Origin of the sequence: Acidovorax sp. KKS102 (assembly GCF_000302535.1) — a bacterium.
In the GTDB taxonomy this organism is placed as follows: domain Bacteria; phylum Pseudomonadota; class Gammaproteobacteria; order Burkholderiales; family Burkholderiaceae_C; genus Acidovorax.
In genome coordinates this window covers 3379875-3404143 of the sequence record NC_018708.1, presented here as the reverse complement: position 1 = coordinate 3404143, position 24269 = coordinate 3379875, and the positions used below count along the sequence as shown (strand labels likewise).

Here is a 24269-nt window from a genome sequence, read left to right as displayed (position 1 = left end):
GTCCATGTTTCAACCCAGTGCGCCGGCTTCCTCTGCGGTGCATCCTTCTGACAGCGTGGCAGATCCGTTGCCGCCGCAGCGGGTAGAGCTGCTGGATGACCCACAGGAATGGCTGGCGTTCGGCCGACCCTGCACCCCTGCAGGTAGCCCCTTGCCGGGTGGTGCCGCTGACCCTGCCACAGCCGACGCTGCAGCCACCGCGTGGGACTCCCATGTGGTGCTGGAGGGCATGCACTGCGCGGCCTGCGCCCTCACGATCGAAGACGCCTTGCGGGCCGTGCCGGGCGTGTTGCAGGCCGATGTGAGCGCCGCCACGCGCCGGGCCCGCGTGGTGTGGCAGCCTGGCCAAGTGAAGCCGTCGCAGTGGATGGAAGCCGTGCGCCACGCGGGTTACCGCGCCATGCCCGCCATGGATGCGTTTGCGCGCGACCAGCGCCTGCGCGAGAGCCGCCGCGCGCTGTGGCGCTGGCTGGTGGCGGGCTTTTGCATGATGCAGGTGATGATGTACGCGTGGCCCGCCTACGTGGCGCAGCCTGGCGACCTGTCGGGCGAGATGGAGCAGCTGTTGCGCTGGGCCTCCTGGGTCATCACGCTGCCCATGGTGGTGTTTTCCTGCGGTCCCTTTTTTACCAGCGCGCTGCGCGACATTCGCCTGCGCCGCGTCAGCATGGACCTGCCCGTGGCGTTGGGCATGGCCATCACGTTCGTGGTCAGTACGGCGGGCACTTTTGACCCTGCAGGCATCTTTGGCGAGGAGGTGTACTACGACTCCTTGACCATGTTTGTTTTCTTCCTGCTCACCGGCCGCTGGCTGGAGCTGCGCCTGCGGGATCGCACGGCGGGTGCGCTGGAGGCCGTGATGAACCGCCTGCCCGACAGCGTGGAGCGGCGCGCGGCGGATGGCAGCTTCGCCCGCGTAGCCACGCGGCGCATTGGGGTGGGGGACACCATCCGTGTGCTGCCCGGCGAGGCGTTTCCGGCCGATGGCCGCATCACGGCAGGCAACACCCATGCTGACGAGGCTTTGCTGACGGGCGAATCCACACCCGTTGCGCGCCCCGTGGGCAGCAGCGTGACGGCGGGCAGCTACAACCTGCAGGCGCCGGTCGAGGTGCTGGTGGAAGGCACGGGCGGGCAGACCCGCTTTGCGCAAATCGTGGCGCTGATGGAAAGCGCTTCACTGCAAAAGCCCCGGCTGGCGCAGCTGGCAGACCGCATTGCGCGGCCTTTTCTGGTGGCCGTGTTGTTGGCAGCGGCGCTGGCCGCCGCCTACTGGTGGCCGTCGGACCCAGGGCATGCGCTGATGGTGGCGGTGGCGGTGCTCATCGTGACCTGCCCATGCGCGCTGTCGCTGGCCACCCCGGTGGCCATGCTCACCGCCGCGGGCACGCTGGCGCGCCATGGCGTGTTGGTGCGCAACCTTCAGGGGCTGGAGGCGCTGGCGCAGGTGGACACCATGGTGTTTGACAAGACCGGTACGCTGACCCGCGACGGTATGGCGCTGCAAGCGGTGCACCCTGCGGACGGTTGCAGTGCACAAGAGGTGCTGGACCTGGCGGCAGCGCTCGCGCGCCAGTCGATGCACCCGGCTTCGCGGGCCTTGGCTGCAGCAGCTTCTGCACGGCAGCTGCCGTTGGGGCGTTGGCAGGTGATGGGCCTGCAAGAGGATGCAGGGCAGGGGCTGACCGCTACGGTGGAGGACGCCACCGGGGCAGTGGCTGCTCGCACGATCCGCCTGGGCTCTGTCCGCCACGCGGGCGTTGCCAACGATGCTGGCGGTGCCGCGCTGCAAGTCGTGCTCTCTGAACAAGCGGCAGACGGAGCCCTGAACGAGCTGGCCCGCTTCGACCTGGTGGAGGACCTGCGGGCCGAGGCGTCGGCCGTGGTGCGGGCCTTGCAGCAGGACGGCGTGGCCGTGCAATTGCTGTCGGGTGACCGCCGGGGCGCGGTGCAACGGGTGGCCACGCAGGCGGGCATTGCCCATGCCCAGGGCGAGTGCACTCCGCAGGGCAAGCTGGCAGCGCTGCAGGCACTGCAGTCGCAGGGGCACCACGTAGCCATGGTGGGCGATGGCCTCAATGATGGCCCGGTGCTTGCGGGGGCCCATGTCTCTTTTGCCTTTGGCCGTGCCGTGCCGCTGGCGCAGTCCCGGGCGGACTTTGTGGTGCTGGGCGACAGCCTGGCGCTGGTGCCGCAAACCGTGCTGCTGGCCCGCCGCACCCTGCGCGTGGTGCGGCAGAACCTGTGGTGGGCCGCTGCCTACAATGCGCTGTGTGTGCCGCTGGCGGTGCTGGGCTGGATGCCCGCCTGGCTGGCCGGGCTGGGCATGGCGCTGAGTTCGCTGCTGGTGGTGCTCAATGCCGCGCGCCTGGCGCGCGACCTGCCTTCCTTGCCAGGCTCGCCCAGCGCGCCGTTGCCAACAGCTGCTTTGCCTGCGCGCCCCGACATCACGGCCGGCGGCACGTCGCAGCCGCCCCTTGATCTTTCGAAGACCCCACTGGAGCCCGTCTGATGGACATCCTTTATTTGCTGATTCCTTTGTCCGTAATGCTGGTGCTCCTGATTCTGGGAGGCCTGTGGTGGGCGGTGTACCACGGCCAGTTCGAAAGCGTCGAACAAGAGGGGGAGCGCATTCTCCGAGACGGTTGACTTGTGTCAATGCCCGATAGCCGCGACTGCAACAAACTCTTACTGCAATATAAAGAGGTGTCCGATGGATTTTCCAAAAACAAATGCTGCGCACTACAACGACACTGTCGTGCGGCAGTTCTCTATCCTGGCCGTGGTGGTGGGGGTGGTCGGCATGCTGGTGGGCGTCATCATCGCCGCCCAGTTGGCCTGGCCAGAACTCAACTTTGGCATTCCGTGGCTGAGTTATGGCCGCTTGCGACCTTTGCACACCAATGCGGTGATCTTTGGTTTTGGTGGTAGCGCGCTGTTTGCTACCAGCTACTACGTGGTGCAGCGCACCTGCCAGGTCCGGCTTTTTGCGGGCCCTCTGGCCGCATTCACCTTCTGGGGCTGGGTGCTGGTCATTGCGGCTGCGGTGGTGAGCCTGCCCATGGGCTACACCCAGGGCAAGGAATACGCTGAACTCGAATGGCCCATCGACATCCTGATCACGCTGGTGTGGGTGTCCTATGCCATCGTGTTCTTCGGCACCATTGGAACCCGCAAGGTCAAGCACATCTATGTGGCCAACTGGTTCTTTGGTGCGTTCATCCTGGCCGTGGCGCTGCTGCACCTGGTGAACAGCGCAGCCATCCCTGCAGGCATGATGAAGAGCTACTCGGCCTACGCCGGTGTGCAGGACGCCATGGTGCAATGGTGGTACGGCCACAATGCCGTGGGCTTCTTCCTGACCGCTGGCTTCCTGGGCATGATGTACTACTTCATCCCCAAGCAGGCGGGCCGTCCGGTGTACAGCTACCGCCTGTCGATCGTGCACTTCTGGGCGCTGATCTTCACCTACATGTGGGCCGGCCCACACCACCTGCACTACACCGCGCTGCCAGACTGGACGCAATCGGTGGGCATGGTGTTCTCGCTCATCCTGCTGGCTCCCAGCTGGGGCGGCATGATCAACGGCATCATGACCCTGTCGGGTGCATGGCACAAGCTGCGTGACGACCCCATCCTGCGCTTCCTGATCGTGTCGCTGTCGTTCTACGGCATGTCCACGTTCGAGGGCCCGATGATGTCCATCAAGACCGTCAACGCCCTGAGCCACTACACCGACTGGACCGTCGGCCACGTGCACTCCGGCGCGTTGGGCTGGGTGGGCCTGATCTCGATGGGTTCGCTGTACTACCTGGTGCCCCGCTTGTTCGGCAAGGACAAGATGCACTCCGTCAAGGCGATCGAGCTGCACTTCTGGATGGCGACCATCGGCATCGTGCTGTACATCGCCGCCATGTGGATTGCCGGCGTGATGCAGGGCCTGATGTGGCGCGCCATCAACCCCGACGGCACACTGACCTACACCTTCGTTGAAAGCGTGAAGGCGACCTATCCCTTCTACGTGATCCGTGTGGCCGGTGGCCTGCTGTACCTGGGCGGGATGATCGTGATGGCATGGAATGTGTGGATGACTGCGATCTCCGGCCGTTCGGTCAAGGTGGCAATCCCTGCCGTGAACGCGGCACACGCCTGAGTCCGAAGGAGCTTTACCCATGTCCAACAACAACACATCTGCTTCGACCGGCTTCACCCACGAAAAGGTGGAAACCAACAACTTTCTGATGATCGTGCTGATCCTGATCGTGATCGCCATTGGCGGTCTGGTCGAGATCGTGCCCCTGTTCTTCCAGAAGTCCACGACCGAGGCGGTCAAGGGTGTCGAGCCATACAACGCTCTGCAGCTGGCAGGCCGCGACATCTATATCCGCGAGGGTTGCTACAACTGCCACTCGCAGATGATCCGCCCCTTCCGCGCCGAGACGTTGCGCTACGGCCACTACTCGGTGGCGGGCGAGTTTGTGTACGACCACCCCTTCCAGTGGGGTAGCAAGCGCACAGGTCCCGACCTGCACCGCGTGGGTGGCAAGTACAGCGACGAATGGCATCGCATCCACCTGAACAACCCCCGTGATGTGGTGCCCGAGTCCAACATGCCCGCATACCCCTGGCTTGAAAAGAACCAGGTGGACCCCGCAGTGATGGCGCCCCACATGAAGGCCCTGCGCACCGTGGGCGTGCCTTACACCGACGAGCAGATCACGGCTGCGGCGGGCGAGGTCAAGGGCAAGACGGAGCAGGATGCGCTCATCGCCTACCTGCAAGTCATGGGCCGTGCGCTCAAGTAAGCAAAGGAGATATCCCATGGACATCACCACCATGCGCATCGTTGCCACCCTGGCATCGATGGCCTGCTTCATTGGCATCTGGGTCTGGGCCTACCGAGGCCGCAACAAGGCCCGGTTCGACGAGGCAGCCCAGCTGCCTTTCGAGACAGATTGACCTTCACCAGAACGAGAACACCCCATGAGTGACTTCACCAGCAATTTCTGGTCGGTCTTTGTGACCACGCTGACCCTGGTCGGCATCATCGCCTGTGGCATCCTGCTTTGGATGGCGGGCCGCAAGAAGGTGGTGGCCACCTCCGACAACACCACTGGCCACGTTTGGGATGAGGACCTGGTCGAGATGAACAACCCCCTACCGCGCTGGTGGGTGTGGCTGTTCGTCATCACCATCGTCTTTGGCCTGGGCTACCTGGCCGCCTATCCGGGCCTGGGCAGCTTCACCGGCAAGCTCAACTGGACGCAGAAGGGCGAGTACGAAGCCGAAATGGCCAAGGCGAAGACGGAGCTGGAGCCGCTGTACGCACGCTTTGCCTCCATGAAGCCTGAAGACGTTGCCGCCGACCCCCAGGCCCATGCCATTGGCGAGCGCTTGTTCATGAACAACTGCGCACAGTGCCACGGCTCGGATGCGCGCGGCAGCAAGGGCTTCCCCAACCTGACGGACAACGACTGGCTGCACGGCGGCACGCCCGAGAAGATCCGCGAGACGCTGGAGAAGGGCCGCATCGGCAACATGCCTCCCATGGCAGCCGCAGTGGGCTCCCCGGAAGACGTGCGTAACCTGTCGCACTACGTGCTGAGTCTGTCGGGCAGCCCCCATGACTCGCTGCGCGCATCGCTGGGCAAGGCCAAGTTTGCCGCCTGCGCAGCCTGCCACGGCATGGACGGCAAGGGCAACCAGGCGCTGGGCGCGCCCAACCTGACCGATGACATCTGGCTGCATGGCTGGGGCGAGGCCGCCATCACCGCCATGATCAACAACGGCAAGGTCAACCAGATGCCTGCACAGGCCGAAAAGTTGACCGAGGCGCAGATCGGCGTACTCTCTGCCTATGTGTGGGGCCTGTCGAACAAGCAGGTGGCTGCACGTTGACCTGGCTGCCGGGCGGTGCGTGAGACGCACTGCCCGGGTTTCCGTTTGAAGGCATCCCTTTTACGCCTTATCTCCGTTCACAAAGCGACACCATGAGCACACCCAGCGAGCCGGCTCGCAAGGTCATCCCGATTACGCCAGTCGCGGCAGATGCGTCTTCTGCGGGCGAGATCATCTCGCTGTACGAAGCGCAAAAGAAGATCTACCCGCGCTCCATCAGCGGCCTATTTGCGCGCTGGCGCTGGGGCATGGTGTTTCTCACACAGCTGGTGTTTTACGGGTTGCCGTGGTTTGAGTGGGGCCAGCGCCAGATGGTGCTGTTTGACCTGGGGGCTCGCAGGTTCTACATCTTTGGCCTGGTGCTGTATCCGCAGGATTTCATCTACCTCACCGGCCTTCTGATCATTTCGGCGTTGTCGCTGTTCCTGTTCACTGCAGTGGCCGGGCGTCTGTGGTGTGGCTTTGCGTGCCCGCAGACGGTGTACACCGAAATGTTCATGTGGATCGAGCACAAGATCGAAGGCGATCGCAGTGCCCGGCTCCGCCTGGACAACGGCCCCTGGACGTTCGAGAAGATCCGCAAGAAGTTTTTCAAGCAAGTGGTGTGGATCGCGGTGGCCCTGTGGACCGGGTTTACTTTTGTGGGGTACTTCGTCCCCATTCGAGAGCTGGGCAGCGAGCTGCTGGCGTTCCAGGGCAGCTGGCAGATTTTCTGGGTGCTGTTCTACGGTTTTGCCACCTATGGCAATGCGGGCTTCATGCGCGAGCAGGTCTGCAAGTACATGTGCCCTTATGCGCGCTTTCAAAGCGCGATGTTTGATAAAGATACGCTGATCGTTACCTACGACCCTGAACGTGGCGAGCAGCGTGGTCCGCGCAAGAAGAACATCGACTACAAAGCCCAGGGGCTGGGCGATTGCATTGACTGCTCGCTGTGTGTGCAGGTCTGTCCCGTGGGCATCGACATCCGCAAGGGCTTGCAGTACGAATGCATCGGCTGTGGCCTGTGTGTGGACGCCTGCAACACCGTGATGGACAAGATGCAGTACCCGCGTGGGCTCATCCGTTATTCGACCCAGAACGGCGTGGCCAAGCACTGGACGCAGTCGCAGATGTTGCGCCGCGTGCTGCGCCCCCGCGTGCTGATCTACAGCGCCGTGCTGGTCACCCTGTGCGTGGCCATGTTGGCCAGCCTGGTGGTGCGCACGCCGCTGAAGGTGGATGTGGTGCGGGACCGCGCTGCGCTCTCGCGCATCGTGGCAGGTGGCAAGCTGGAGAACATTTACCGGCTGCAGATCATGAATGCCACCGAGGGCGAGCAGCGTTATCGCATCAGTGCGCGGGGCCTGGAGGGGCTCGAAGTGGCTTCCGAGGCTGAAGTGGACATTGGCGCGGCAGAGTCTCGCTGGGTGGCCGTGCGGTTGCAGATTCCTTATGGTTCCGCCACGCCCGGATCGCACGCCGTTCAGTTTGATGTGCAGGCCGTAGGAGCAGCGGCCCATGTCACGGAGAAATCCGTGTTCCTTGTACCGCGCTGAGCGGTATTCCGGTGGGGCCCTTCAGGGCCGCACTTTGACCGATATTGTTGAGGAGTAAAGCACCATGTCTTCAAACCCTGCCATTGCAACCCCGGCGGCAACCGTACCCTGGTGGAAGTTTGGCCATGTGTGGCTGGTGATTGCCGGGCCTCTGATCGTGATCGTGGCGGGCTTTGTGACGCTGTGGCTGGCGATTTCGCGGCCCGACCCCGTGGTGGCGGAGGACTACTACCGCCAAGGCATCGAAATCAACAAGACACTGGTGGCGCCGGAAAAGAGTCTGGCGCCGGCCCTCAAGGCCCGCAACCATGCGGCCACCCCTGTGCAAGACCAACCACGCTGAAACCCCAGGGTCGCACACGCTGGCGACCCCGGCAGCACCAGGAGACAGAACCTATATGTGGACGCAACGCCTGATGTGGATTGCATGGCCCGCCTTTTTGATGGCGGGTGTGCTGGAGATGCTGGTTTTTGCCATGGTGGACCCCCAGGACCTGCACTGGTTCGGGCAGCCTCTGGCGCTGTCGAGGCAGGGGGTGTACACCCTCGCATTTTTTGTGTTCTGGGCCATCACCATGGCCACCAGCGCATTGACCACGCTACTGTCCATGTCCCCGTTTGAGGTCAACCGCTGTCCCGTGCCCGACGGGGAGCGCCCTGACGATTGCCGCAAGACATCGTCGTCTTGCTCCTGAGCCTTTTTCGCCGTTCATGCGGGCATGCGCTGCATGCCGTTTTAAAAGGGACCGGCGGACTTTGGTACGGCCCCGACTCTCAGCCGACGAGGGGCCGTAATCAGTGGCAGGTCTGCTGGCTGTTCACAATGCGTCGCAGGGCATCGGTGTCGAGGATGCGCACATGGCGCTGTTTGACTTCCACGATGCCTTCTTCCACAAACTTGGAGAAGGTGCGGCTCACTGTTTCAAGTTTGAGGCCCAGGTAGCTTCCGATCTCTTCGCGCGTCATGCGCAGCACCAGTTCTGATTGCGAGAAACCCCGTGCATGCAGGCGCTGCACCAGGTTGAGCAAGAAGGCCGCCAGGCGCTCCTCGGCACGCATGCTGCCCAGCAGCAGCATCACACCATGTTCGCGCACGATCTCGCGGCTCATGATCTTGTGCACGTGGTGCTGCAGGGCCGTGACTTCGCGGGAGAGTTCTTCTATGCGGTCGAAAGGCATGACGCAGACCTCGGCATCCTCAAGGGCCACCGCGTCACAGGTATGGTGGTCGTTCACGATGCCGTCCAGCCCGATGATCTCGCCCGCCATCTGGAAGCCCGTGACTTGATCGCGCCCGTCTTCGGTGGCTACACAGGTCTTGAAAAAACCGGTGCGGATGGCGTACAGGGACGTGAAGGACTCGCCATTGCGAAACAGCGTGCCGCCGCGCTTGACCTTGCGGCGGACAGCAACGACCTCGTCAATGCGCTGCAGTTGCTCTTCGTTCAAGCCCACGGGCATGCACAGCTCGCGGAGGTTGCAGTTGGAGCAGGCGACTTTGATGGTGAGCGGGTTCATAGACACATGGGCTTGGGTTAGCGGTCAAGCATATCGCGCTTGCCGTACACGAACCTGAATACAGAGCGCGGGCAAGCGGCTGACCTTCATCAAATTGTCGCCGTATCGCTTGCGGGTTCACTTGATGCAGGTCAAGGACATGTCCCGGAGCCTACGGCACAGTCAAGGTGTACGCAAGGAAATTTCCCCATGACTGCTGTTTCGCCAGACCTTCTGCGCCGCTTTGACGTGCCAGGGCCCCGCTATACATCCTATCCAACTGCCGACCGTTTCGTGGAGGCGTTTGGTCAGGAAGACTATGTGCTGGCGCTGCAACAGCGCCGCTCGGGCACGCTGGCCAAGGCCATGCCGCTGTCCCTGTACGTGCACATCCCGTTTTGCGAATCCTTGTGCTACTACTGTGCCTGCAACAAGATCATCACCAAGCACCATGACCGCGCCGAGGTCTACTTGCGCTACCTGAGCCGCGAGATCGACCTGCACACCGCGCACTGTGGCGTAGGACAGGTGGTGAGTCAACTGCACCTGGGCGGTGGCACGCCCACCTTCCTATCCGATGATGGATTGCGGGAGCTGATGGCCATGCTCAAGCGCAGCTTCACGCTGGCGCCTGGGGGGGAATACTCGATCGAGGTGGATCCTCGCACCGTCAATGCAGAGCGTCTTGCACTGTTGGCTGAGCTGGGTTTTAACCGGCTGAGTTTTGGCGTGCAGGACTTTGATGCCGAAGTGCAGAAGGCTGTGCACCGCATCCAGCCTGCCGAGCAGGTGTTTGCGCTGGTCGAATCTGCGCGTTCGTTGGGCTTTGACTCGGTGAATGTGGATCTGATCTACGGCCTGCCGCGCCAGACGCCCGAGTCTTTTGACCGCACGCTGGCCCAGGTGGCGCAACTGCGGCCTGACCGCATCGCGCTGTATGCCTACGCGCACCTGCCAGAGCGTTTCAAGCCACAGCGCCGCATCATCTCTGCGGAGTTGCCCACGGGCGCGAGCAAGCTCTCCATGTTGTCGCGCTCGCTCGATGCCTTCATGGATGCTGGATACGTGTACGTGGGCATGGACCACTTTGCGCTGCCCACCGATGCACTGGCCGTGGCCAAGCGCCAGGGGCGCCTGCACCGCAATTTCCAGGGCTACAGCACGCAGCCGGACTGCGATTTGATCGGCCTGGGCGTATCGGCCATTGGCCGTGTGGGGGCAACCTACAGCCAGAACTCCAAGACGCTGGATGAGTACTACGACTTTCTGGACCAGGGGCGGTTGCCCGTGGTGCGGGGGCTGGCGCTCACGCGCGACGACCTGGTGCGCCGTGCGGCCATCATGGCCCTGATGTGCCAGGGGGAACTGCTGTTCGAGCCGATGGAGCAGGCATGGCTGATCGACTTCCGCCAGTATTTCGCGGCGGAGTTGGCCCAATTGGAAGGCATGCAGGAGCAAGGGCTGGTGCGCGTTGGGCCAGAGGGCATTGAAGTGACTGCGACCGGTTGGTTCTTCGTGCGGGGCATCGCCATGGTTTTTGACCGCTATCTGCAGGCAGACCGCAACCGCGCCCGGTTTTCGCGCATCATCTGATACCTATGCTTGCCACGGTCGGCTGGACTGCTCTGCTCATGGGACTCGCTGGCGGGTCCCACTGCCTGGCCATGTGCTCCGCGCCCTGTGGAGCGCTCGTGGGGCAGGGCGGCGCGCCACTGGCGGAGGGCAGTGCCGAGCGGGTGGTGCGCTGGGCGCCGCGTGGCGGCGTACTGCAGCGCACCGTGGCCTTTCATGCGGGGCGCCTGGTGGGCTATGCCAGCGCCGGTGCATTGGCGGCCTTGGCCATGGACAGTCTGGCATGGCTGACCCAGCAGACCACCGCGCTGCGTCCCGCCTGGACGCTGATGCACGTGGCGGTGATGGCCTGGGGGCTCATGATGATGGTGCAGTCGCGCCAGCCCGCCTGGGTGGAGCAGGCGGGTCGCTCCGTGTGGGCGCGTGTTCGACCGCTGGTCGGAGCGCCAGGCGGCGTGATGGCGGCGGGGGGCCTGTGGGCCCTGATGCCTTGCGGGTTGCTCTACTCGGCTCTGTTGGTCGCGGCGTTCAGTGGAGGGCCGCTGGAAGGTGCTCTGACCATGGCCCTGTTTGCCGTGGGCAGCGGGGTCTGGCTGGTGGGTGGCCCCTGGGCTTGGAGCAGCCTTCGCAACCGGCTGAATCTCGCACGGGCTCAGTGGGGCACGAGGGCCGCAGGCGCCATGCTGTGCGCGGTCGCTGCCTGGGCGTTGTGGATGGATCTCATTTACAAGCCATCACTCTGGTGCCGCTGAGCGGGCGGCGCTGATCCGTCCACATCCCCCCAGTCGCCCCGGGGCTGGAAGGTGGGCGATGCCTTTGTCGCGGGGACTGGGGCGGTCCAGCCAGGCCCGCTTTCAGTCAAGTGTTGCCGGATCGCTGCGCGGCCTGTCGGTTCTTCGCCACGTCACTGGAACTGGTGATAATCTGCGTAACTATTGGTGGCATTGATGTCGCCATGTATCGTGCGCCTGACGTGAACTCATCCATCCTCATCGACATCAGCCAACTGCGTGTCGGCATGTACATCCAGCTCGACGTGGGCTGGATGCACCATCCGTTCCCGATCAGTAGCTTCCGGGTGGCGTCGTCGGAGCAGATCGCCACCTTGCGCGAGCTGGGGTTGACCGAGGTGCGTTACGTCCCCAAAAAGAGCGATCCAGAACTTCAGGAGCTGGTGCCTGCTGCCTGGAGCGTGCCCGAGATGACAGCCCCACCGCCCAACGGCCTGGATGCGCCCGGGCCTGGGACGGCCACTGTCGTGGACCCTGAGGCTCAGCGTCGCCGCGAGCTACTGGAAGCACAAAACCGGACCTTGGCCGCCTGCAATCAGCGTTTCTCAGAAGCCACGCGGCAATACCAGTCTATGGAGCGTACGGTCTCTGAACACCCGGACCAGGCCAAGGCCAAGGGGGAGGCGCTGGTCTCTGGATGCGTGACAGAACTGCTGGAAAACGGCGATTCCGTCATCCGGCTGCTGTCCGAGGGCGTGGGCGAGCGCAACGGACTGCATTCGATCAATGTGATGGTGGTATCGCTATTGCTGGGGCGATCCTTGGGCATGAAGAGCGAGGAGCTGCACGATCTGGGTGTGGCTGCATTGATCCACGACATTGGCAAGCTCAAGCTGCCGCCCAATCTGCGCCAGCCCACCCCTTCCATGATCCCCATGGAGCGGACACGCTACGAGACCCACGTGGCGGAATCCGTTGCCCTGGCCAAACGCATGGGGTTTGCCGATGCAGTGCTGATGGCCGTGGCGCGGCACCACGAAATGTGTGACGGCAGTGGTTTTCCCCAGCGTCTGAAGGGGCCCGATCTGGGGCGCATGAGCCAGGTCCTGGCGCTGGTCAACCAGTACGACCGCATGTGCAACCCGGCCATGGGAGTAACGGCGCTGACGCCCCACGAGGCGCTCTCCGTCATCTTTGCCCAGCTCAAGGCCCGTTTTGATTCGGTGGTCCTGGGGGCTTTCATTCGCATGATGGGGGTCTACCCGCCCGGCTCCATCGTGCAATTGGTCAATGACCGGTATGCCATCGTGGCCTCGGTCAACTCGTCGCGGCCGTTGCGGCCCAAGGTCATCGTGCACGACCCACGGGTGCCCAAGGAAGAGGCGCCGATCCTGGATCTGGAAACTGTCCCTGAACTGGGCATACGGCGCAGCCTCAAGCCCGCACAACTGCCGCGTGACGCGTTGGACTACCTGTCACCCCGGCAGCGGATCTGTTACTTTTTTGAGCGAGCGGTCAGTCCCGGCCCTGACGAGGCTGCGGCGTGAACGATCTCCAATCGCTCGGGTGGCTGGATGGCCTGCAGGAGGCCGTGTGGCTCCTGGATGAGGCCGGCCATCACATCCTGCAAGCCAATGCATGCGCCGAGCGCCTCACCGGGTTGTCTGCCGCCGCCATGCGAGGGCGGTCTGTGCTGGACTTGGCCAGTACGCCCCAGGAGCTGGCGTTCTGGTCGGAGCCTGTCGATGTGATTGCGCAGGGCGTGACTGCCCACACCAGTTTGTTGCGTGCTGATGGCAGCCTGGTGCCGGTGCAGCGTTGTGTCCGGCGTGTGCCATGGGGGGAGGGTGGTAGCACGGTGCTGCTGCTGACCATGCTTGACCGCAGCCTCCAAGAAACTACTGAGCGCGAGCTGGAGACACTGTTGTCCGAGCTGCGTGCCACGCTGGACTCTGCCGCCGATGGCATGCTGGTGTGTGGACTGGATCGCCGTGTGCGTGCATTCAACCAGCGCCTGGCCCAGCTCTGGAACCTGCCGCGCCAGTTGCTGGTCGAGCGCGACGATGCGGCGGTGTACGCCTTCATGGCGGACCAGGTGTCGGACCCTCGTTTCTATGCCGAGCGCCTGGCAGCCATTGACCGCGAGCCCATGGAGGAGAGCACCGACATTGTTGAGCTGCGCAACGGCGTGGTGCTGGAGATGCGCACGGTGCCGCAGTTCAGTCAGGGCCGCGCAGTGGGGCGTGTGTATTCGTTCCGGGACATCACCCGGCAGACCGAGACGCAGGCCAGCCTGCGTTTGGCCGCGCGCGTGTTTGAGTCCAGCCTGGATGCGATCTTCATCGCCGACAGCCAGCACCGCATCATGCGGATGAACCCCGGGTGTGAGCGGCTGGTCGGCCCTACGGCCAAGGGTTTTGAAGGCTGTGTGGCTGCCTCGCTTTTTGGAGGAGGCTCGGACGCCTCGTTCATGGAGCAGGTGTTGCAGGGCTGGGCCAAGGATGGCTTCTGGGAGGGTGAGTTGTGGCTGCCCCGTGACAACGGCGCTTACTGCGCTGTGCAACTGTCGTGGGTGGCTTTGCGTGATGATGAGGGGCGGCTGGTGCAGAGCATCGGCTTCATGCGAGACCTGACACTGCAGCACGCCGCGCAAAAGCGCATTGAAGAGCTGGCTTACAGCGACGCACTGACCGGTCTTCCCAACCGCCTGCTGCTCTCGCAACGCGTGGATACCGCCATCCAGGGGGCGCGTCAGAGCGATACCGGTTTCGCGATCCTGTTCCTGGATATGGACCGCTTCAAGATCATCAATGACTCCCTGGGGCACCCTTTTGGAGATCGGGTGCTGCAGCTGGTGGCTGAACGCCTGCAGACCTGCTTGCGGCAAACCGACATGCTGTGCCGTCTGGGCGGGGATGAATTTGTCATCTACCTGCATGGGGGTGATGCATCGGTGGCCGAAAGTGTGGCGCGCCGGATTCTGGACGACATGCTCAAGCCCTTCATGCTCGACAGCATGGGCTTCTCGATCCAGTGCAGTATCGGCATTGCGCTGTACCCGCAGGATGGCGCCACGCTCGATGACCTCATCAAGCAGTCCGACACCGCGATGTATAGGGTCAAGGAGCGTGGGCGCGGCAGCTACGGCTTTTACCAGCCGCAGATGAACGCCAACCTGCTCGCGCGCATGCAGATGGAGCATGCGATGCGCCAGGCGCTGGGTCTGCAGCGCATGGCCGTGCACTACCAGCCCCAGGTCAATATGGCGACCGGGCGCATCACCGGGGCCGAGGCGCTGCTGCGCTGGACGGACCCCGAGTTTGGCGCGGTATCCCCTGCGGTGTTCATTCCGCTGGCGGAAGAATCGGGCTACATCGTGACCTTGGGCGCCTGGGTGATGGAGCAGGCGGTGCGCGAGGCTGCGCTCTGGATGCACAGCGGCTCGCCCATCATGATTTCTGTGAACGTTTCAGCGCTGGAGTTTCGCCAGCCCGACTTTGTGGACCGCATTACGCGCCTCTTGGCGGTGCACCAGTTGCCACCCACCTTGCTGGAACTGGAGCTGACGGAAACCATCCTGCTGCAGGACGCACAGGAGATGGAGCAGCGTCTGCGCGTGTTGGCCGAACTGGGCATCGGCCTGGCGATCGACGATTTCGGCACAGGCTATTCCAGCCTGGCCTATTTGAAGAAACTCCCCATTCACAAGCTCAAGATCGACCAGTCCTTTGTGCGTGGCTTGCCCGATGACGATGGCGACCGGGCCATTGTCAGCGCCATCATCAGCATGGGCCGTGCCATGCACATCGAAGTGGTGGCTGAAGGGGTCGAGACTGAAACCCAGCAGGCGGTGCTGCAGCAAATGCAGTGCGAGCACTACCAGGGCTTTTTGTGCGCGCCCGGGCTGCCGGCCGACCAGTTCCGCGCCCTGCTGAGCAAACCCTTGCCGCTCAAGGCCCAGGGGCGCCACCGGCCTTTGAACACCTGACACCGAGCGCGCAGATGTTGCGACGCGGCGGGCTGCAAAGAGTCCGCCTCTGTGTCGGCCTCAGGCGGCCGAAACGCCTTTCCACAGCATGTAAGCAGCCAGGCCAAACAGCAGCGACGCAAACACGCGCTTGAGTTGCTTGACCGGCAGGTTATGGGCCGCTTTAGCACCCAGCGGGGCCGTCAGCACGCTGCAGCTCGCAATCACGCCCAGTGCTGGCAGCCAAATGTAGCCGAGGGATGCCGGGGGCAGGCCGCTCACGTTCTGTCCGCCAATGGCGTAGCCGATCACGTTGGCGAGCGCGATGGGGAACCCCAGCGCAGCGCTGGTGGCCACCGCGTTGTGGATGGGCACATTGCACCAGGTCATGAAGGGCACGCTGACAAAGCCGCCGCCCGCGCCGACCAGGCCCGACAGAAATCCGATCACGCCGCCCGCCGCCACCTGGCCTGCGCCACCCGGCATCTGGCGCGTGGGAGCAGGCTTCTTGTCCAGAAACATCTGCGTGGCCGAGAAGCTCACAAACAGTGCGAAGAAGATCGCCAGAAACGAGCCCTTTAGCAGCGCAAACACACCCAGGCTGGCGATGAACCCTCCCAGCACGATGCCAGGCGCCAGGCGCGTGACGATGTCCCACCGCACTGCACCGCGCCGGTGGTGGGCGCGCACGCTGGAGATGGAGGTGAACATGATGGTGGCCATGGAGGTGGCAATTGCCATCTTCACCGCCAAGTCGGGCGACACCTGACGCGCGCCCAGGATGTAGGTCAGGAATGGCACCAGCAGCATGCCCCCGCCAATGCCCAGGAGTCCTGCCAGAAAGCCTGTGGCCAGGCCGAGCACACCGAGTTCAACAATCAGCAGGGGATCGAGCATGGCGGGATGTCAGTCAAGAAAGAACAACAGAGCACGCGGGGAGCCGCGAGAAAATGCCCTGCCACGGGAGCACCAGCGGGTGCTTGCGATAACAGGGCATGGGGAAGAGGGTGTCTGCGAATGCCACCGAACTCTCATCCTGAACCGGGGGTTCAGGTGGGCGAGGGCAGCCTGGCGTTGGGTTCATCTGACGCGAGATGATCACGCTCACCGGACGATGTACCAAGCCCGAGCTCAATGAGCATTGGTTCAAGGAAATATAAAGCCCGACAGCTTCGCAGACCCGTCCATTGTAGGTGCTGCCAGCGGGCGCTGTGCGCTCGGGGGCATGTAAAGCCCGCAAGCGGCTGTGACGAGTGGGTAAGAGGTGCAGCGTGCCTCAGCACACCCACAGCACGCAGGGGCTAGAGCAAGCGCCCGTCATCGCCCAAGGCGTCGTCCAGGCGCTGGACCAGGCTTTGCAGACGCTGCTGGTCGGTATCTGGCAACAGGCTTTCCTGGTGTCCCGCCATGGGGGCGCCAGGGCTGGGGCTTGCGGGCGGCGTGGCCACTGGCTGGGTTGCAGCCGCAAGGTCTGCCGCTTCACGGTCGGCGATCTCGAAAGCCAGGTTCAGGGCCGCCAGCACAGCGATGCGTTCGCGTGCCCGGACCTTGCCTGCATCGCGGATGCGCGTCATGGCGGTGTCCACGCGCTCCACGGCGTCGAGCAGGCGACTTTCGTGGCCCTCGGGGCAGGACAGCAGATAGCTTTGCTGCAGGATCTGCACCTCGATTTGCTTCATTCGGCTTCTTTCGTGAGCGGCGCGGCAGCGGGCAGGCGTTCGAGCAGGGCATCCACCCGGGCGCGTGCGGCGCTCAAGCGGGATTTGAGCGAATCGCGCTCCTGCGTCAGTGCCGCAACTTGATCAGCCAACAGGGCATTGGTGCGCTGCAACTCTGCATGTCGCAGCAGCAGGCGCTCCACGCGCTCGGCGATCTGGTCGGTGGGGGACGGTATTGCCATACAGCCTTGGATTGTAGGCTGTGTGGCTCCGAGCGGACCCTGGCCCCGGTCTGCGGTGGTGTGCGACACGCAACACAGAACAGATCACCGTGCACCACTGGCCGCGCGGGTTCCCTGATGAGTTGTTTGCCTGTTCCGCCGCAAAAATGACGCTTGTAAACGGTCGTAAAATCCCGCTGTTGGTGCTCGCGGCGTGGTTCACATGCCGCAGTTCAACGGGAAGCAGGAAGGCGCGGTACCACCGGTACCCGCCCAGCCTGCGCTGCCCCCGCAACGGTCAGCGGACGAATCGCCCGATTCTCTCTCCATCCATAAGCCACTGGGCGCCTTGAACAAGCGCCTGGGAAGGTATTGGGGGGATGTTCCGCCAGCCCGGATACCGGCCAACACGGTGGCTGCGTGCGCCTTTTTTTTGCGCTGCGCGGCTGTATCACCCACATGCTGGCGGGAGGCCGGCCCGGGTTGTTTGTTGACCTTGATCCCCATGAAAATCCGTACCCTTCGTGCGCGCCCTGTGGCGTCGTTGCGCCTGCCCGCCCCACGCCTGGCCCTGCTGTCACTGTTGGCTGGCAGCGCCTGCGGCGCTTTCGCACAGACCGCCCCGGCCACCGGCGAGCTGCTGGCGCAAAACCTGCGCGCACCGTCGTTGTCTGAAACGGTGGTGGCAGCCACGCGCACCCCGCAGCCGCTGGCCGACCTGGTGGCCGACATCTCCATCGTGGACCGCGAAACCATCGAAAGCAGTGGCGCCACCGGTCTGGCCGACTTGCTGGCCCGTATCCCCGGTGTGGAGTTTTCGCGCAACGGTGGCCCTGGCACCACCACTGGCGTGTTTCTGCGTGGCGCGGAATCGCGCTTTACTGCGGTGTACATCGATGGGGTGCGCATCGACTCGCAATCCACCGGTGGCGCGCCCTGGGAGAGCATTCCGCTGGGCCTTATCGACCGCATTGAAGTGCTGCGCGGTCCAGCGGGTGCTGTCTATGGCTCGGACGCCCTGGGCGGCGTGGTGCAGATCTTCACCAAGCGCGGTGAAAACGGCACGGCGCCTTACGTGGGCGTGGGCGTTGGGAGCCATAACACCACCAAGCTGGAGGCAGGGATCAGTGGTGCCAGCGGCACGCTGGACTACGCCCTGGGACTGGCGCGTGATGACAGCAAGGGCTTCAACGCGCGCCCCATCGCTGGACAGAACCCCGACCGTGACGGCTACCGCAGCACGGCAGGTCACGCGCGGGTAGGCCTGCAGGTGAACGCAGTGCATCGCCTCGAAGGCACCCTCATGCTGAACGACACCAACAGCGGCTACGACAGCGGCCTGGGCAAGGACGACCGCAACCTGCACACCATGCACGCGTTGGGCCTCAACTGGATCGCGCAGTGGAGCAGTGCCTACAAGACGCGCTTTTCCATCACCGACTCGCGCGACGAATACGAAACCCGCCCCTCGCCGTACCTGAGCGACACGCGCCTGCGTGGCTACTACTTCCAGAATGAATGGCGCCAGGGCGCGCACCTGGTCACGGCGGCCCTGGAGCGCCGTGAAGATCGTCTGGAGAACAAGCCCATCGACGCCAAACGCTCGCAAGACGCGCTGGCGCTGGGCTACGGCTACAACGCTGCAGGCCACACGGTGCAGCTCAATCTGCGTCACGACTCGGACAGCGAGTTCGGTGGCAAGAGCACTGGCAGCGTGGCCTACGGCTACGCCATCACCCCGCAGTGGCGCGCTACGGCGTCGGTGGGCACGGCCTTCCGTGCGCCCACGCTGTACCACCGCTTCAGCGAATATGGCGTGGCCACGCTGCGCCCCGAAAGCAGCCGCAATGCCGAAGTGGCGCTGCGCTACGCCCAGGGCAACAGCACCTTCTCTGCCACGCTGTTCCGCAACCGTGTCAGCAACCTGATTTCGTTCTCTGGCCCAGGCACGTGCCTGTCGGACTTCGGCTGCTACGCCAACACGGCCCGCGCCGAATACAAGGGCGTGACGTTTGCGGGCTCGCACCGCGTGGGCGACGTGCAATTGCATGGCTCCATTGACCTGCAACGCCCGCGTGACCTGGACACCGGCAAGCAGCTGGCGCGCCGTGCCAAGCAGCACGCCACCTTCGGCGCCGACACCCGCCTGGCGGGCTGGACCGTGGGCGCCGAAGTGCAGGCATCAGGCCGCCGCTTCGACACCGTGGCCAACACCAATGTGCTCGGCGGCTATGCGCTGGTCAACCTGTACGCCAGCACGCGCATTGCGCGCGATTACACGCTGCTGGCCCGCATCGACAACCTGGCCGACAAGGACTACCAACTGGCGCGCACCTACGCCACCGCAGGCCGTACGGTGTACGTCGGTGTGAAGTGGGCGCCGCAGTGACCCTTGCGACGGCCACTGCTGCCCGCTGCCCGGCGCTGCTGATCGCGGCCCCGGCCTCCGGGCAGGGCAAGACCACCGTCACTGCCGCCCTGGCGCGTCTGCATGCGCGCCAGGGCCGGCGGGTGCGGGTGTTCAAGTGCGGGCCGGATTTCCTGGACCCGCACTGGCACCAGCTGGCCAGTGGTGCGCCGGTGCACCAACTCGATTTGTGGATGAACGGTGAGGCCGACTGCGCGCACCGTCTACACGACGCTGCGCGCGAGTCGGACCTGATCCTGATCGAAGGCGTGATGGGTCTGTTTGACGGCAACCCCAGCGCAGCCGACCTGGCCCGGCACTTTGCGGTGCCGGTGCTGGCGGTGGTCGATGCCTCCGCCATGGCGGGCACGTTTGGTGCGCTGGCCTATGGCCTGCGCCACTACCGCCCGGGCCTGCCCTGGGCCGGTGTGCTGGCCAACCGCGTCGGCAGTGCCCGCCATGCCGACATGTTGCGTGACGGCTTGCACGATGTGGATGACTGGATGGGGGCGCTGATGCGGGTGCAGCCTGGTGCTGCCTCTGCTGCGGGCAACGCTGGCGCCGCGCTGCTGCCCGAGCGCCACCTGGGCCTGGTGGCCGCGCACGAGCTGCACGACAGCCAACAGCGGCTGGACGCAGCGGCCGATGCCCTGGCCGCTACCCCCCTGGGCCAGATGACGCTGGAGGACATGCAGCGCTGGGCCGTGGACTTTCCGGTGCCCGCCTCGAAGATTGCTGCGCCAGCGCTGCTCGCGGGCCGCACCGTGGCCGTGGGGCGTGACGCGGCGTTCTGTTTTACCTACGCCGCCAATGTGCAATGCCTGGAACAGATGGGCGCCCGCGTGGCGTTCTTCTCGCCCCTGCAAGACACGGCGTTGCCGGACTGCGATGCCGTGTGGCTGCCCGGCGGCTACCCCGAGCTGCACACCGCGCAGATCGCGGCCAACACCGGCATGTTGGCCAGCCTGCGCGCCCATGTGGCTGCGGGCAAACCCCTGTGGGCCGAGTGCGGCGGCATGATGGCGCTGTTCGATTCCATCACGCTGGCCGATGGCAGCGCGGCTCCGCTGTGGGGCCTGCTGCCGGGCCGCGTGACCATGCAAAAGCGCCTGGCGGCCCTGGGGCCGCAGCAGCTGACCGTGGCAGGACATACGCTGCGCGGCCACACCTTCCACTATTCGACCAGCGACAGCAGCGCCCCCGTGGTCGCCCGCACGGCGCGGCCCCACGAGGCGGTTGCGCCGGATGAGGGTGAGGCTCTGTACCAGCAGGGCAGCATCCATGCCAGCTACTTCCATGCGTGGTTCCCGTCCAGCCCCGAGGCGGTTGCGCATCTGCTGGGTGGCCAGAGCAAAGCATGACATCCGCGTCACACCCCATCACTACCGAACTCATCCTGGGCGGCCAGAAAAGCGGCAAATCCCGCCGCGCTGAGCTGCTGGCACGCGACTGGCTGGCGCAGTCCGCCGATCACCGCGCGGTGTTGATTGCCACCGGCGAAGCCTGGGACGACGAAATGCGCGAGCGCATCGCCCGCCACCAGCGCGACCGCGCCGAGCGCGTGCCCGGCCTGCAGACGGTGGAAGAGCCGCGCGACGTGGCCGCGGCCCTCACGCGGCTCAGCACGCCGCACACCCTGGTGGTGGTGGACTGCCTCACGCTGTGGCTGACCCAGTGGACCATGCCGCTGGGGTTCGAAACCATGAATTCAGAGCACAAACAGGCGCAAGCGATAGAGTGGCATGCCCAAGCTGCTATGTTTTTAGAAGCGATTCGGCAACCCCCCGGGCCCGTTGTTCTGGTGGGCAACGAAATAGGCCTGGGGGTCATCCCGATGGGGCGCGAGGTGCGCGCCTTTGTGGATGCGCTGGGCACCCTCAACCAGCAGGTGGCGCAGGTCTGCCCCCGCGTTACGCTCATGGCCGCAGGCCTGCCGTTTACCTTGAAAGAACCCCGTTGATGAAACCCACCCCCGTGCGCCGCATCCTCTGGGTGATCGCCATCCTCATCGTGCTGGGCCTGCTCATGGCCGGGCTGGCGCGGGCGCAGCCGGTGCAGGTCACCGACGACCGGGGCCGCGCGGTGACGCTGCCGCGCCCGCCACAGCGCATCGTGAGCCTGCTGCCTTCGCTCACCGAAACGATCTGCGCGCTGGACCAATGCCACCGCCTGGTGGGCGTGGACCGCTATTCCAACTGGCCCGAGTCCGTCACCCGCTTGCCGCAAGTGGGCGGTGGGCTGGACCCCAACATCGAGGCCATCGTGGCCCTGCGGCCCGACGTGGTGCTGATGGCCACATCGTCCCGCGCATCGGCCCGGCTGGAGCAGCTGGGCCTGGCTGTGGTGGCGCTGGAGCCCAAGACCCACGCCGACGTGCAGCGCGTGATGGGCAAGCTGGGCCAGGTGCTGGCCGTGCCCGATGCCCAGCGCGTCTGGCGCCATATCGACGCAGCGGTCGAGGCCGCCGCACAGTCCGTGCCGCCAGCGGCACGGGGCGTGCGCGTGTACTTCGAGGTGAACCGGGGGCCGTACGGGGCAGGGGCCTCGTCGTTCATTGGCGAGACGCTGACCCGGCTGGGCGCGCGCAACATCCTGCCCGCGTCGCTCGGGCCGTTTCCCAAGCTCAACCCCGAGTTTGTGGTGCGGGCCGACCCCGACCTCATCATGGTGGGCGCGCGCAGCGTGGAGGGCCTGACCGAGCGGCCGGGCTGGAGCAGCCTGCGCGCCCTGCGCGAGCAGCGGCTGTGCGTGTTCCCGCCCGAAGACGCCGATGTGCTGGTGCGGCCCGGCCCGCGCATGGCTGAAGGCGCGCGCATCATGGCCCGCTGCCTGGCCAGCAAGGCCGCGCCCGGTGCCAAGGCGCCTGCGGCGGTGCGCCCATGATGGGATCGGTGGTGCTGCGCGGTCGCTGGCTGGCGGGCCTGCTGCTGCTGGTCAGCGCGCTGATGGTGCCGCTGGGCACCGGCGTGGGCAGCGTGGGGCTGGAGAATCTGTGGCCCGCGCTGTGGGATCACAGCACCGACCCCGCCGGCCACGCCGCACGGGACATGGCCTGGCAGATCGTGTGGGAGATCCGGCTGCCACGCACGCTGGGCGCGTGGTGCGCCGGTGCGCTGCTGGGGTTGGCCGGTGCCGTGGCGCAGGGCCTGTTCCGCAACCCGCTGGCCGACCCGTACCTGCTGGGCAGCGCCTCGGGCGCCTCTCTGGGCGTGGCCACGGCGCTGGCGATGATGGGCGGCGCTGCGGGCATGGTGGGCAGCGCCAAGGGCGCGGCGGTGGCCATGGTGTTCTCGGGCCACTGGCTGGTGCGCCTGGGCCTGACCGGCGCGGCGTTTGCCGGGGCCGTGCTGGCGGTGCTGCTCACGCTCGCGCTGGCGCGCGGCGTGCAGCACACATTGCGCCTGCTGCTGGCCGGGGTCATCGTGGGCGTGGTGCTCGGCGCCTTCACCTCACTCATCCTGCTGCTGTCGCCCGATTCCTTGCAGGCCATGCAGGCGTTTTTGCTGGGCTCCACCGGCTTTGTGGGCTGGACCTCGTGTCTGCTGATGGCCGGGGTGTGGCTGCTGTGTGTGGTGGCCGCCTGGGCGCTGTCGCGGGTGCTGGATGGGCTGGCGCTGGGCGAATCCACGGCCCACAGCCTGGGCTTGCCGCTGGCACCGCTGCGCGCCGCGCTGGTGGCGGTGCTGGCCCTGGCCACCGGCACGGCCGTGGCGCAGACGGGGCTGATTGCTTTTGTGGGCCTGGCCGCGCCCCACCTGGTGCGGGCCGTGGTCAAGGTGCCGCACGGCCGCCTGATGGGGCTGGCCAGCCTGATGGGTGGTGTGCTGCTGGCCGGCGCAGACCTGCTGGCGCGGGGGCTCATCGCGCCGCAAGAGCTGCCCGTGGGCGTGCTCACCGCCGTGCTGGGTGGCGGCTACCTGCTGTGGCTGATGCACCGGCGCACCGGACCAGGAGGCGTGCTGTAAATGCGCAATGCTCCTGAAAACATAGCTGTCAGCGCAGAGGGAATCAGCGCCAGCATCGGAAAACACCCCATATTGCACGGCATCACGCTGCACCTGGCGGCGGGCCGCTGGACGAGCATCGTCGGCCCCAACGGCGCCGGCAAGTCCACGCTGCTGCGGGCGCTGGCGGGCCTGCTGCCTTGCACGGGCAGCGTGCAGTTGCTGGGCCGCCCGCTGGCCGCCTGGCACCGCAGCGACCGGGCGCGGGCGCTGTCGTGGCTGGGGCAGAACGAGGTGGCCGCTGATGACCTGCTGGTGTACGACGTGGCCATGCTTGGCCGCCTGCCGCACCAGCCCTGGCTGTCGCCCCCCAGCGAGGCCGACCACGCCGCCGTGGAGCAAGCCCTGCGCGCTACGCAGGCCTGGGACTGGCGCCACCGCGCGCTCTCGCAACTCTCCGGCGGCGAGCGCCAGCGCGTGTTGCTGGCCCGCGCGCTGGCCGTGCAGGCCCAGGTGCTGTTGATGGACGAGCCGTTGGCCAACCTGGACCCGCCCCACCAGTCCGACTGGCTGCTGCTGGTGCGCGAGCTGGTGGCCCAAGGCAAGACGGTGGTCAGCGTGCTGCACGAAGTCTCGTTTGCGCTGCAGGCGGACGATGTGGCTATCGTTGCAGCCGGCCGCCTGTGCCACCATGGCTCCACCCAGGACACGCACACCCACCGCGCGCTGGAGCAGGTGTTTGACGACCGCATTGCCATCCACCCGGTGGAGGGCCAGTGGCTGGCCTTACCCCGTTTGCTGCCCCGCCGCACCCCGGCGGAGCAATGACCTCTGAT

The 24269-nt window shown here is 65.3% G+C and carries 23 protein-coding genes and 1 riboswitch; of the genes, 19 read left to right on the top strand and 4 right to left on the bottom strand.

Annotation, left to right across the window (positions count from 1 at the left end; all coding sequences use genetic code 11):
* Positions 1–4: 4 nt before the first annotated feature.
* From C380_RS15595 to C380_RS15555, 9 genes are all read left to right on the top strand, one after another.
* Entirely contained in the window at positions 5–2512 is a 2508-nt protein-coding gene (locus C380_RS15595) for a cation-translocating P-type ATPase (protein ID WP_015014814.1), read from the top strand.
* Positions 2512–2649 carry a cbb3-type cytochrome oxidase assembly protein CcoS gene (ccoS, locus tag C380_RS15590; protein WP_010460651.1) on the top strand — a complete coding sequence of 46 codons (138 nt, stop codon included), beginning with the start codon at positions 2512–2514 and terminating at the stop codon, positions 2647–2649. The genes C380_RS15595 and ccoS overlap by 1 nt, the downstream gene beginning before the upstream one ends.
* A 64-nt stretch (positions 2650–2713) precedes the next feature.
* On the top strand, positions 2714–4153 hold the full coding sequence (ccoN, locus tag C380_RS15585; RefSeq protein WP_015014813.1) for a cytochrome-c oxidase, cbb3-type subunit I: 1440 nt from the start codon (positions 2714–2716) through the stop codon (positions 4151–4153).
* Between the two features lie 19 nt (positions 4154–4172).
* Positions 4173–4805: a cytochrome-c oxidase, cbb3-type subunit II gene (gene ccoO / locus C380_RS15580; RefSeq protein ID WP_015014812.1), complete on the top strand. Its 633-nt coding sequence runs from the start codon at positions 4173–4175 to the stop codon at positions 4803–4805.
* Between the two features lie 16 nt (positions 4806–4821).
* Complete coding sequence (locus C380_RS15575) at positions 4822–4959, top strand: CcoQ/FixQ family Cbb3-type cytochrome c oxidase assembly chaperone (protein WP_015014811.1); 138 nt, start codon at positions 4822–4824, stop codon at positions 4957–4959.
* A gap of 24 nt (positions 4960–4983) precedes the next feature.
* Positions 4984–5898 (top strand): cytochrome-c oxidase, cbb3-type subunit III, encoded by a 915-nt coding sequence (gene ccoP, locus C380_RS15570; RefSeq protein ID WP_015014810.1) that lies wholly within the window; start codon positions 4984–4986, stop codon positions 5896–5898.
* 92 nt (positions 5899–5990) lie between these two features.
* A complete protein-coding gene (ccoG, locus tag C380_RS15565; RefSeq protein WP_015014809.1) occupies positions 5991–7436 on the top strand; it encodes a cytochrome c oxidase accessory protein CcoG in 1446 nt (481 codons plus the stop codon).
* 64 nt (positions 7437–7500) lie between these two features.
* Positions 7501–7779: a FixH family protein gene (locus C380_RS15560; protein ID WP_015014808.1), complete on the top strand. Its 279-nt coding sequence runs from the start codon at positions 7501–7503 to the stop codon at positions 7777–7779.
* A 55-nt stretch (positions 7780–7834) separates the two neighbouring features.
* Entirely contained in the window at positions 7835–8131 is a 297-nt protein-coding gene (locus C380_RS15555) for a hypothetical protein (protein WP_015014807.1), read from the top strand.
* 100 nt (positions 8132–8231) lie between these two features.
* On the opposite strand, the gene fnr is transcribed toward C380_RS15555, so the two are convergent.
* Positions 8232–8954 carry a fumarate/nitrate reduction transcriptional regulator Fnr gene (gene fnr / locus C380_RS15550; RefSeq protein WP_015014806.1) on the bottom strand — a complete coding sequence of 241 codons (723 nt, stop codon included), beginning with the start codon at positions 8952–8954 and terminating at the stop codon, positions 8232–8234.
* Positions 8955–9143: 189 nt separating this feature from the next.
* Between fnr and hemN the strand changes: the two genes are divergently transcribed.
* From hemN to C380_RS15530, 4 genes are all read left to right on the top strand, one after another.
* A complete protein-coding gene (hemN, locus tag C380_RS15545; protein ID WP_015014805.1) occupies positions 9144–10526 on the top strand; it encodes an oxygen-independent coproporphyrinogen III oxidase in 1383 nt (460 codons plus the stop codon).
* A gap of 5 nt (positions 10527–10531) precedes the next feature.
* Positions 10532–11257, top strand: a complete 726-nt coding sequence (locus C380_RS15540) for a sulfite exporter TauE/SafE family protein (protein ID WP_015014804.1) — start codon at positions 10532–10534, stop codon at positions 11255–11257.
* A gap of 221 nt (positions 11258–11478) precedes the next feature.
* On the top strand, positions 11479–12783 hold the full coding sequence (locus C380_RS15535) for an HD-GYP domain-containing protein (RefSeq protein WP_148279981.1): 1305 nt from the start codon (positions 11479–11481) through the stop codon (positions 12781–12783).
* Entirely contained in the window at positions 12780–15224 is a 2445-nt protein-coding gene (locus tag C380_RS15530) for an EAL domain-containing protein (RefSeq protein ID WP_015014802.1), read from the top strand. The genes C380_RS15535 and C380_RS15530 overlap by 4 nt, the downstream gene beginning before the upstream one ends.
* Before the next feature lie 60 nt (positions 15225–15284).
* On the opposite strand, the gene C380_RS15525 is transcribed toward C380_RS15530, so the two are convergent.
* The 3 genes from C380_RS15525 to C380_RS15515 form a co-directional block, all read right to left on the bottom strand.
* On the bottom strand, positions 15285–16100 hold the full coding sequence (locus tag C380_RS15525) for a sulfite exporter TauE/SafE family protein (RefSeq protein WP_015014801.1): 816 nt from the start codon (positions 16098–16100) through the stop codon (positions 15285–15287).
* Between the two features lie 404 nt (positions 16101–16504).
* A complete protein-coding gene (locus C380_RS15520) occupies positions 16505–16882 on the bottom strand; it encodes a cell division protein ZapA (protein WP_015014800.1) in 378 nt (125 codons plus the stop codon).
* The gene (locus tag C380_RS15515) at positions 16879–17103 is read right to left on the bottom strand and encodes a hypothetical protein (protein WP_015014799.1); all 225 of its coding nucleotides are present in this window, start codon (positions 17101–17103) and stop codon (positions 16879–16881) included. The genes C380_RS15520 and C380_RS15515 overlap by 4 nt, the downstream gene beginning before the upstream one ends.
* A 163-nt stretch (positions 17104–17266) precedes the next feature.
* Positions 17267–17506: riboswitch (cobalamin riboswitch) on the top strand.
* An 81-nt stretch (positions 17507–17587) separates the two neighbouring features.
* Here C380_RS15515 and C380_RS15510 point away from each other — a divergent pair.
* Genes C380_RS15510 through C380_RS15485 form a run of 6 tightly spaced genes read left to right on the top strand, consistent with a single transcriptional unit; the run spans position 17588 to position 24261 of the window.
* The gene (locus C380_RS15510; protein ID WP_015014798.1) at positions 17588–19471 is read left to right on the top strand and encodes a TonB-dependent receptor domain-containing protein; all 1884 of its coding nucleotides are present in this window, start codon (positions 17588–17590) and stop codon (positions 19469–19471) included.
* Positions 19468–20850, top strand: a complete 1383-nt coding sequence (locus C380_RS15505) for a cobyrinate a,c-diamide synthase (protein ID WP_043566673.1) — start codon at positions 19468–19470, stop codon at positions 20848–20850. Before C380_RS15510 ends, C380_RS15505 begins: the two co-directional genes overlap by 4 nt.
* Entirely contained in the window at positions 20847–21449 is a 603-nt protein-coding gene (locus C380_RS15500) for a bifunctional adenosylcobinamide kinase/adenosylcobinamide-phosphate guanylyltransferase (protein WP_015014796.1), read from the top strand. Before C380_RS15505 ends, C380_RS15500 begins: the two co-directional genes overlap by 4 nt.
* Positions 21449–22372, top strand: coding sequence for an ABC transporter substrate-binding protein (locus C380_RS15495; protein ID WP_015014795.1), 924 nt, complete (start codon positions 21449–21451; stop codon positions 22370–22372). The genes C380_RS15500 and C380_RS15495 overlap by 1 nt, the downstream gene beginning before the upstream one ends.
* Positions 22372–23454: an iron ABC transporter permease gene (locus C380_RS15490; protein WP_015014794.1), complete on the top strand. Its 1083-nt coding sequence runs from the start codon at positions 22372–22374 to the stop codon at positions 23452–23454. The genes C380_RS15495 and C380_RS15490 overlap by 1 nt, the downstream gene beginning before the upstream one ends.
* Positions 23455–24261: an ABC transporter ATP-binding protein gene (locus C380_RS15485; protein WP_015014793.1), complete on the top strand. Its 807-nt coding sequence runs from the start codon at positions 23455–23457 to the stop codon at positions 24259–24261.
* The last annotated feature ends 8 nt before the right edge of the window (positions 24262–24269 follow it).

Bases quoted from the DNA above. Each gene is read 5' to 3' on its own strand.
- ccoG (WP_015014809.1), top strand. From the start codon at position 5,991: ATGAGCACACCCAGCGAGCCGGCTCGCAAGGTCATCCCGATTACGCCA.
- hemN (WP_015014805.1), top strand. From the start codon at position 9,144: ATGACTGCTGTTTCGCCAGACCTTCTGCGCCGCTTTGACGTGCCAGGG.
- C380_RS15520 (WP_015014800.1), bottom strand. From the start codon at position 16,882: ATGAAGCAAATCGAGGTGCAGATCCTGCAGCAAAGCTATCTGCTGTCC.
- ccoO (WP_015014812.1), top strand. From the start codon at position 4,173: ATGTCCAACAACAACACATCTGCTTCGACCGGCTTCACCCACGAAAAG.
- C380_RS15525 (WP_015014801.1), bottom strand. From the start codon at position 16,100: ATGCTCGATCCCCTGCTGATTGTTGAACTCGGTGTGCTCGGCCTGGCC.
- C380_RS15575 (WP_015014811.1), top strand. From the start codon at position 4,822: ATGGACATCACCACCATGCGCATCGTTGCCACCCTGGCATCGATGGCC.
- C380_RS15510 (WP_015014798.1), top strand. From the start codon at position 17,588: ATGAAAATCCGTACCCTTCGTGCGCGCCCTGTGGCGTCGTTGCGCCTG.
- C380_RS15555 (WP_015014807.1), top strand. From the start codon at position 7,835: ATGTGGACGCAACGCCTGATGTGGATTGCATGGCCCGCCTTTTTGATG.
- ccoN (WP_015014813.1), top strand. From the start codon at position 2,714: ATGGATTTTCCAAAAACAAATGCTGCGCACTACAACGACACTGTCGTG.
- C380_RS15540 (WP_015014804.1), top strand. From the start codon at position 10,532: ATGCTTGCCACGGTCGGCTGGACTGCTCTGCTCATGGGACTCGCTGGC.
- C380_RS15515 (WP_015014799.1), bottom strand. From the start codon at position 17,103: ATGGCAATACCGTCCCCCACCGACCAGATCGCCGAGCGCGTGGAGCGC.
- ccoS (WP_010460651.1), top strand. From the start codon at position 2,512: ATGGACATCCTTTATTTGCTGATTCCTTTGTCCGTAATGCTGGTGCTC.
- C380_RS15495 (WP_015014795.1), top strand. From the start codon at position 21,449: ATGAAACCCACCCCCGTGCGCCGCATCCTCTGGGTGATCGCCATCCTC.
- C380_RS15485 (WP_015014793.1), top strand. From the start codon at position 23,455: ATGCGCAATGCTCCTGAAAACATAGCTGTCAGCGCAGAGGGAATCAGC.
- C380_RS15490 (WP_015014794.1), top strand. From the start codon at position 22,372: ATGGGATCGGTGGTGCTGCGCGGTCGCTGGCTGGCGGGCCTGCTGCTG.
- C380_RS15500 (WP_015014796.1), top strand. From the start codon at position 20,847: ATGACATCCGCGTCACACCCCATCACTACCGAACTCATCCTGGGCGGC.
- fnr (WP_015014806.1), bottom strand. From the start codon at position 8,954: ATGAACCCGCTCACCATCAAAGTCGCCTGCTCCAACTGCAACCTCCGC.
- C380_RS15595 (WP_015014814.1), top strand. From the start codon at position 5: ATGTTTCAACCCAGTGCGCCGGCTTCCTCTGCGGTGCATCCTTCTGAC.
- ccoP (WP_015014810.1), top strand. From the start codon at position 4,984: ATGAGTGACTTCACCAGCAATTTCTGGTCGGTCTTTGTGACCACGCTG.
- C380_RS15560 (WP_015014808.1), top strand. From the start codon at position 7,501: ATGTCTTCAAACCCTGCCATTGCAACCCCGGCGGCAACCGTACCCTGG.